This window comes from Portibacter lacus (assembly GCF_021533215.1).
Lineage (GTDB): Bacteria > Bacteroidota > Bacteroidia > Chitinophagales > Saprospiraceae > Portibacter > Portibacter lacus.
Window position 1 is genome coordinate 24,515 of record NZ_JAJNKA010000024.1, and the last position, 10,147, is coordinate 34,661.

Genomic DNA, 10,147 nt, shown 5'->3' on the forward strand with positions numbered 1-10,147 from the left:
ATGAGCTTTTTATTTCTAAATGCTCAAGAAGTTTATGTAAACTTTGATAATTGCCTTTCTGTCAATGAGGGCGCTTTAGCTGATCCTGAAATTACAGGAAGTACTTCTTGTGATTGTGGGGTTGACGGCGAGTCGCTTTTTTTCGAAGATCCTGCTAGTAGTTTGAATTTTGATTCAACGTACACATCTATATTTCAAGATGACTTTACATTGAGTTTTAATTTTATGATAAGAGAAAGTCAGTCTGGAATCATAGATATTTTTTCAGTTTCTTCTGAATGTCGAGTGGATTCATCATTAACTATTAAATATATACCGCAAGAATCTAAAGTGAGAATTCAGATGGCTACAAATTTTGAACTATTCATAGAAGTAGAAGGAGCAATAAACCTTGACCAATGTTGGCATTCTTTAGTTTTTCAGAGAATTGGACAGAACTATAATTTGTTTATAGATGGGCAGTTTTCGGATACTGATTTCATAAATGGTGATATTATGATAGATCCTGCCTCTACAATGCAATTTTCTGATAGTCCTTGTCAGGCATTTGGAGATAGTCCCTTTAGTGGTAAGATCGATGAATTCAAAATTTATAATAGGGCATTAAGCGTAGAAGAAATATTTGATATTCATGTTCCATTTGATCAAATTCTTACTAGAGACACGACGATTTTTTCAGGTATATCCTTAAAAATTCGACACACAAGTTCTTGTGCAGATCTGGTTTCTTGGTTTCCTTCTAAGAATGTGACGCAAAGCACGGACTTAGAACCTGTGATTGCGCCTGACGAAACGATGTTATATAGAGTTAATTACGATTATGGAATATGTGCTGGCCAAGATTCAATTAACATTGCAGTAATAGATGAAGATGCGGTCCAGTGTGATAATCTTCTCGTTCCTAATGCATTTACACCTAATAATGATGGTCTGAATGATTTCATCGGAATAAGTAATGCATTTATAATTGAGGAGCTTAGGGATTTTGAGATTTTTGACCGTTGGGGAGAAATGGTTTTTTCCACATCTATAAAAACAGATCAATGGGATGGAACACTTCGGAATCAAAAAATCAATTCTAATGTTTTTCTATATAAAGTAAACTATACCTGCAAAGGAGAGGAATTTATTAAAACAGGTAGCTTTAGTATTCTTAGATAGATGAGTAGATATCTTGCTTACTTCTTTTTTATGTCAATGTTATTAAATTCCTGTGCGAATAATTCGAAACAGGATAAAGAATCCTCAATTGATGTTATAGAAGCTAATTTGCCCAATATAGATAAGAAGGATGCGATTGTGATCATTCAGCAAGAAGTCGATTCTGTAAAATACGAAAAAGTAGAAACGGAAGAAAAAGCAATAAGCAAACCAACCTCAAAAGAATCTCCTGAGAAAATAGAAAACTTAGTTGTAGACAAGAAAACAGGATCGAACCCAAAAACTGGCTTGGCACCAAAAATTTTGTTTGAGCAGACTACTCATGATTTTGGTCGAATAGTGCAAGGAGAGCAAATATTGCACGAATTTATTTTCACCAATAGGGGTAAATCACCTTTGGTTATAAAAAATGCAGAAGCCAGTTGTGGATGTACAAGACCGATTTATCCTTTTGTACCTATCGAACCTGGAAAACAAGGAACAATTCTGGTTCAATTTAATAGCAAAGGTAGACTGGGTAGGCAAGCACCTAAAATAGATGTCATTTCTAATGCCTCGAAAAAAATTGTTTCTCTTCATATGGTCGGGGAAGTGGTTACACCAGAATTTGGAAAAGACCCGAAAGATTCTATCAATAATTAATAGAGCTAAACGCAAGGAATCTTACACTTTATATATTTAAATAATAAAATGTCAAATAATTGTCATTTGAGATGGGGGATAGGCATGGATTTAGAGTCTATTATAATGTAATAGAAATTTTAAAATGCCTATGTAAGGAGACCGTAACCTGGAAATTTAATACAATACCCTACTATTCTGATACTTTTTTTTCTGATTTTAGTTAGTGCATAACTGATTTTTCAGCTGTGCAGGCTGTTATTTACATTTCTATGTGAAAGTTTTCAAAAGGCGACACGAATACCATATTCAAAGCTTATGAAAATGCTGGATACTTTATCTGAGAATTGTCCAAAAAGAATTTTTGCATCGCTAAAAGTATTAGCGCTTGCATTTTTGTTCTTAACTACATCACAATCCCTAATTGGTCAATGTATAATAAATGCAGAACATTATTATCTATATGATGATCCTGCTAATTGTGCTGAACAATTAAATGTAACCTCTACATCGGGAATATTAACATTAATAACATGGACAGCAGTGACAGAGTCTACTGCACCTTTAGATTGTCCAGGAGTGTTATTGGATTGTCTGGACCCAACATTCACACCTCCGGGAAATTTAACTGACCCTACAGATTACATATATACAGTATGTGGAGTTGTAGGTGATGTATCTTGTCCTAACGTTACAAGCACCATTTGTGAAGATATTACAGTTACAGTTAAACCTCAGATTTTAATTGAACTAGACGATGTTACCATTTGCGAAGATGAAACACCATCAACATTAACAGCAACGATTACACCGGATTCAGATCCGAATTTTGAATATAGATGGTATGATGCTTTAGATGCGGGCGGGACTTTATTAGGAACTACGGCCACTCCAGAATTTGATTTTTCTATTACAAGTGACTATTCTTTAGAAGTTGTAGATACAGATCCTAATTTAGCATGCCCCGCATCTGAAGTTCATAATTTTAATGTAAGAGTGGAAATTCCGCCAGTTGCAATTATAGACACCACGAATTTTAATTATTGTGGAAAATCATTTGATTTTGATGCTTCAAGTTCTATAGATAATATGGATGCTTCGAATCTAGAATATGAATGGGATTTCGGAGATGGAAATACTTCTACTGATGAGTCAGGAACTCATACATATGATGATTGTGGTGAATACACAGTCATTTTGCTAGTTACGGATCCAGATATAGAAGGATCATGTAATGAACATTATATAGAAATAGATGTAGATGTTCAGCCTGATGATATGGATCTCGGTTCTTGTCCAGATAGAAGTATCACTGTAGAATGTTTAGGTGCAGCTGGAAATGAAACTTATGCTAATCAATGGGATATAGATAATATTATCGCATTAAGAAGTTGTGTAATCCATGACTGTCCTGTAAATGTATTTAGTGATTACTCTTATGGATTAAGTTTTGGAAGCTGTGATAATACAGGGGCAGTTTTAGTAACTTATACATTAGTTGATGCGTGCGGAGAAACAGAAACGGTAGATTATACACTTGAATTCGAAGATAATTCAGCACCGGATGTTTCATCTTGTACAGCTGACTTAGACATAACATTAGACTGTGATGAAAACGAAAACGAAAACAATTTCGACACATGGAATGCTGATAATATCGCTTATATAGAAGGATGTGCAACAGATGTTTGTGATGATCAGACATTAACAGTAACACCTGATCTAGATTTTTCAGACTTTACTTATACTTGTGGATTTGCAGGATCTATTACTGTAACATATACAGTAACTGATGCATGTGGTAGTGAGGAAGTTACTGTAGAGGCAACATTTACGATAGAAGATAATACAGCTCCTGTGTTATCTTGTCCTACTATTGCTGATGTAGAATGTATAACTGACGTTCCACCAGTATATGGAGATTATACAGATTTTGAAAACGATGGAGGAACAGTAACTGATTTATGTGGTATTAATTTTGGATCATTTGACTTGGTTTCTAATAATACAACACCTGGAAATTGTAATTTAACAGTTACTAGAACTTATGAAATAGAGGATGAGTGTGGAAATAGAAATACTTGTGTTCAGACTATTGATGTAATAGATCTTACAGATCCTATCATAACATGTCCAGCTGACGAGACATTTGCTTGTGATTTGAATGCAGCACAACCAATCATTTCTGTTGCGAACTTCATAACTCAAGGAGGAACGGTAAGTGATAATTGTGAAATCCAAGTAACCTCTTTTAACTTGGCAAGTGATATTGTTACCACTTCAGGTTGTATAGAAACTCATACAAGAACATACGAAGTATCAGATTTTTGTGGAAATGTTGGATCTTGTGAACAAGTATTAATCATTAGCGATGAAGAAGATCCTATGATGGTTTGTCCAGCGAATCAATCTACTTCTTGTTTAATTGATGATGTTCCACCATATGCAGATTATAATGAATTTTTAGCTGCAAGTGGAGGAGCGACAGATAATTGTGGCATTGTTGCTTCTACTTTTGCATTGATAAATACAGAAACTGTTGGAACTTGTCCGACAATTGTAACTAGAACATACCAGATAGAAGATGCATGTGGAAACCTTACTACATGTAGTCAAGATATTGAGGTTTTTGATACTGAAAATCCATTATTAGGAGATGCAGATCCTACCACTACATTATGTGATTCAGATGATGTTCCAGTATTTAATAATATAACAGAATGGGAAGCTGCAAATGGAACAGTTTCTGATAACTGCGATGATGCAGTAGTTAGAGCTAGCTTTACATTTATTAGTGAAAGTAATAATGGAAGTGGATGTGGGGCAGTTGTTACAAGAACATACTCAGTAACAGATGCTTGCGGTAATGTAGGGACAGCTGTTCATGAAATTACAGTCGATGATACTGAATTGCCTTCTTTATCATGTCCAGCAGATATAACAACAGACTGTGCATTGACTCAAGTACCTTCTTATCCAAATCTTGGAGATTTTGAAGCCGCAGGAGGAGTTGCTACAGATAATTGTGGGATCAATATTGGAACACTTTCATTAATAAGTGAAACTACAGATAACGGTGATTGCCCAGAAACTTATACTAGAACGTATAGAATTTCTGATTTATGTGGAAATACGAATACATGTGAACAAGACATTGTAATCCTAGATGAAATTGATCCAGTAATTACTTGTCCTGCTCCAGTAACAGTGCAATGTGAATCTGATCAATTTGCAGTTTTTGATTACAGTACATTCTTGTCTGAAGGAGGAACAATGTCGGATAATTGTGGAATTGACCAAACAACTTTTGCGTTGCAAAATGAAACAGACAACACTGTTAATTGCGGTGGGACGGTTACAAGGACTTTTGTGATTTATGATAATTGTAATAATTTCGCAACATGTGATTTTGTTATTACAGTAAATGATAATACGGTACCTGTTATTACTTGTCCAAATAACTTAACAACACAATGTGACATTGCAGATTTACCAGTATATGATTTAGCTGCTTTCGAAGCAGATGGAGGAGTTGTTTCTGATAACTGCGAAATTGACCCAACTACATTTACTTTAGACTCTGAGGTAAGTGATAACGGAACATGTCCAGAAACGGTAACTAGAATTTACCAAATTGAAGATTTATGTGGTAACGTTTCACAATGTACACAGATTGCAACAATTTATGACGATACCCCACCTACAACACCAGATTTAGATGATGTAACAATTAATTGTGCTATTTCAAATTATCCTGTATATACTACCTATGCTGAATATCTTTCAGCTGGAGGAAGTGCTACTGATAATTGTGGAATGAATGAAACAATTATCACTTTTATAGAGGAAAATGCATCTGGTACGATCTGTCCGATAACCTATACAAGAGTATATCAAATTCAAGATTTATGTGGAAATACTTCAACTTTCGAAGAAGACATTATCGTAATAGATAATGAATTACCACAGTTATATAATATACCTGGAGATATTACCGTAACATGTGATACTGTTCCAGCTCCGCCAGTTATCGGAAATGTTGTTTCAGCAACAGATATATATGGTTCTGATAATTGTCCAGAAGATTATACCATTGTATTGACGGAAACATCTACACAGACATTTGATAACTCCATATCTTCTGTAATCTATACTATTGATAGAACATGGACAATTACTGATTATTGTGGAAATGAGTATTCCGAAACGCAAAATATTTCTGTACTCTGTGAATATTGTGATGATGGTATCGATAATGATGGTAATGGTCAGATAGATGAGGATGATGATAATTGTCCTTGTAGTTCTCCAGCGTTTAAGCAAGATTGTAATGCAAGTCTATATTATTTTATTCCTCCGATATGGAGAAATAACAATTCATATAATGGTTCTACATTTAATACACCAAGTAGTTTAGTAATAACCACTCCATTTGGAGCGGCAAATGTTATAATTAGAGATGGAAATAACAATATAATTTTTAGTAATCCAGCAGTTACTCAAGGTACACCATGGATAATTGCGTTAAATGCTAATCAGCTACAGACTCATAACCCTAATACTGTCGAAAGAAATAGGGGGTTTTATGTTGAGTCTGACCAACTTATTCAAGTTATATACCGATTAGAATCTACTTATAATAAGGCAATGGTAACCGTTAAAGGTGAGCAGGCTTTAGGACAAAGATTTAGAGCTGGTTCTCAGACAGTTTTAAATTCAGGATCTACAGGTACAGACGAATACCACTTCATTTCAGTAATGGCTGTTGAGGATAATACAGATGTAACCTTTAATACAGAACATTTAATGTTTGGTCAAACAAATAATACTTGGACTGTTAATTTAGATGCTAATGAAACATATCTAACAAGAACCAGAAGAAATGAATCGGTTTCTGGGGATTTAATAACAGCAACTAATCCAATTGCTGTGACGACGGGATCTTCGCACTCAGCTAAGAGAAAATCACATGGTAGAGATGCCGGGATGGATCAGATTGTCCCTACTTGTGTAATTGGTAGTGAATATGTAGTTACTCGTGGTCGTGATACTAATAATAGTGCTCCTTTAAATGACTATAATTATGCTGCAATAGTTGCTATAACAGCGAATACAGAAGTTAGAATTGATGGAGCTTTAGTCGCTGTTTTAAATGCTGGTGAAGTCTATACTTATCATATGCCACCACCAGATTATAGTTCACATTTAATTCGATGTTCTGAACCTGCTTATGTATACCAGTTTGGTAGTGTAGAATCTAATGGTGAAGAAGGGATGGCGATAGCTGCCCCTGTAGATGGATGTAGAGGAGATACCTATATTGAATTTTCAAGATTTCCTGGAGCACCAACTAATATAGTAAGTGTAATTATTCCTAATGCAGGATTACCAACATTAACTTTAAATGGAGCTCTTTGGAGTACTTTCGGAGCTAATTATACGATAGGTACCGCGCCAGGGTTAGGAGGATATTCAATTGTTACTTTCTTTACAAATGCCTTATTACCTGCTGGTCAAACAAATGTTGTTCAATCAGATGAGTATTTCACGGCTTCACACTTCGTAGGAAACTCTGGAGGAGGAACCTTTGGATATTTGACGTCTTTTAAAGATAAGATAGATGTATTCCACCCTGAAACAGGTCAACCGACTGTTGAATATTTTGTAGATACAATTTGTGCAGGTCAAACTTTAGAACACTGTATAGTTTCTTCTTCTTGTTCAGGAAGCCAATTTATAAATAGCATACTAGATTCACCGAATACTGGTGATATAAGAATTTTTAACAATTCGGATTGTTTTGAATATACTGGAGCATATGGATATGAAGGTGAAGATCAAATTACAGTATTGCTTTCAGATCAATTTGGATTTACGCAACCTGTTTGTTTAACATTTTATGTAAAAGGATTATCCCCAACAATTGATTGTCCGAGTGATATAGATGAAGAGGGATGTGATATTTCAGAATTCCCTGCATATGTAACACTTGAAGACTTTATTGATGAAGGTGGCGATGTTTGTGAAGATTGTTATATAGTAGAAAATACGTTTACATTATTAAGTGAAGTTAATGCACCAGGATCATGTCCTACGGTTGTTACAAGAACATATGAAATAGCTAATGATTGTGATTTAAGAGCAACTTGTGTGCAAACAATTACTATAAATGATACAACAAGTCCAGAAATGACTTGTCCACCTGCATTAACTGCAGTATGTAGCCCTAACGAGCAAGTGCCTTATAGCTCTTTTACTCAGTTTACAACTGCAGGAGGAGTTGCTACTGATAATTGTGATTTGATAACTACTAGCTTTACATTAGTTTCAGATGTTTCTAATGGTGAATCATGTCCTCAGATTAATACAAGAACTTATTCAATACTTGATGCATGTGGTAATATTCAAACATGTGAGCAGATATTAACAATTACAGATGATATACCACCTGTAATGACTTGTCCTAATAACCTAACTGCTGTTTGCGACATCAGTGAACAACCTGCTTATACCGACTTAACAGCGTTTACAGCTGCGGGCGGTAGTGCAAGTGATAATTGTGGTTTAATACTAAGTACTTTTGCTGTACTAGAAGAAACAAATGGAGAAAGTTGTCCAGAAACGATTACAAGAACATATTCTATAGAAGATGCTTGTGAAAATGAGATATCTTGTGTTCAGACCATAATCGTTGATGATAATACTAATCCAACGATGACATGTCCAACAACAATTAATTTGGTTTGTGATATTTCAGAACAAGCACCTTATGCTGATTACACCGAATTTATTTCAGCAGGAGGAGCAGCAAATGATAATTGTGTTATAGATGAAGGTACCTTCACTATGATATCAGAAATATCTAATGGGAATACATGTCCAGAAACAGTAACAAGAGTTTATGAAGTAAGAGATTTATGTGATAACCTTATACAGTGTTCACAGAGTATAATCATAAATGATGATGTCGCACCGACTATTACATGTGCGGATCCTATCACAATTGTTTGTGATATTTCTGAAGCACCAGCTTATACAACTATAGATGAATTTGAAGCAGCAGGAGGATCTGTAGATGATAATTGTGCAGTAGATAGAACGAGATTTGATCATGTAGGCGATGTGGATAATGGAGGAACTTGTCCAAAAGTTATAACTAGAACATACAGAATTTATGATTTATGTGGTAATTCAACTACATGTACGCAAGATATTACAATTGATGATGATATTTTGCCAACGATGGTTTGTCCTGACGGAGTAACTGTATCGTGTCAATTAACGGATTTCCCTGAGTATGAGAACTATAATGATTTCATAGCGAATGGTGGCTCAGCAAGTGATAATTGTGATATTGATCAATCATCATTCGAGTTATCTGAGGTCGATACGGATAATGGAAATTGTCCTGAAATATTTACAAGAACATACAGAATTGCCGATTTATGTGGAAACTTTGTTGAATGTTCACAGACTGTTGAGATATTTGATACGACTGATCCTATTATAGAATGTCCAGCGAATATTACAACAGACTGTTTAGCAGATGATATTCCACCATATGCAGATTATACAGCATTTACAGGTGCAGGAGGAAATGCATTTGATAATTGTGAAATTGATCCATCTTCATTTATTAATACACTTGATGATAATGATGGGCTTATATGTCAGCAAACAGTAACAAGGATATATCAAATTGCCGATTTATGTGGAAATACAGCTGTATGTACACAAGTTTTAGTTAAAAATGATACTGGAAACCCAACAATAGTATGTCCTCCAGCATTAACTGCTGTATGTAGTATAACAGAGCAACCAGCTTATGTTGATTTAGCAGAGTTTGTAGCGGCAGGAGGTGTAGCAAATGATAACTGTACTTTTGATGGAGATAGTTTTGGCGTTTTATCTGAAATTAGTGATGGAAATTCTTGTCCAGAGACAGTAGTAAGAACATATCAAGTAGGTGATGAGTGTGGAAATTTAGCACAATGTGAGCAGACGATTGTTATAAATGATGTAGTGGCGCCTGTGATTAGTACATGTCCACCGAATATTACTTTAGAGGCTTGCGACGAAAGCCAAGTTACTTTAAGTGGAGATATTCAACTGGTATATTCTGAAACCGAAGTTGAAATTTCATTAGCTGATTTCCAAGCTGAAGGAGGAGAAGTTACGGATAACTGTGAAGTTGATAGAATTTTTTATTCTGATGTTAGGAGTGGCACATGTCCAATGACAGTGACCAGAACTTTCAGAGTACTGGATCCATGTTTAAATGAGACGATCTGTGTACAGACCATCACAATAGATGATACCACAGCACCGGTAGTCACTTGTCCAAGTGATATCACAGTAGAAGGTT

General features: G+C 35.1%; 3 protein-coding genes. All 3 read left to right on the forward strand.

Annotation, left to right across the window (positions count from 1 at the left end):
- A complete protein-coding gene (locus L2586_RS23855; protein WP_235295519.1) occupies positions 1 to 1,161 on the forward strand; it encodes a T9SS type B sorting domain-containing protein in 1,161 nt (386 codons plus the stop codon).
- Between the two features lie 30 nt (positions 1,162 to 1,191).
- Positions 1,192 to 1,803 (forward strand): DUF1573 domain-containing protein, encoded by a 612-nt coding sequence (locus L2586_RS23860; RefSeq protein WP_235295520.1) that lies wholly within the window; start codon positions 1,192 to 1,194, stop codon positions 1,801 to 1,803.
- A 303-nt stretch (positions 1,804 to 2,106) separates the two neighbouring features.
- Positions 2,107 to 10,147, forward strand: an 8,041-nt coding sequence (locus L2586_RS23865; protein ID WP_235295521.1) for a PKD domain-containing protein, incomplete at its 3' end; no start/stop codon positions are given.

What these genes read in the sequence shown, in the direction of transcription:
- L2586_RS23860 (WP_235295520.1), top strand. Translation starts at nt 1,192, where the DNA reads ATGTCAATGTTATTAAATTCCTGTGCGAATAATTCGAAACAGGATAAA.
- L2586_RS23855 (WP_235295519.1), top strand. Translation starts at nt 1, where the DNA reads ATGAGCTTTTTATTTCTAAATGCTCAAGAAGTTTATGTAAACTTTGAT.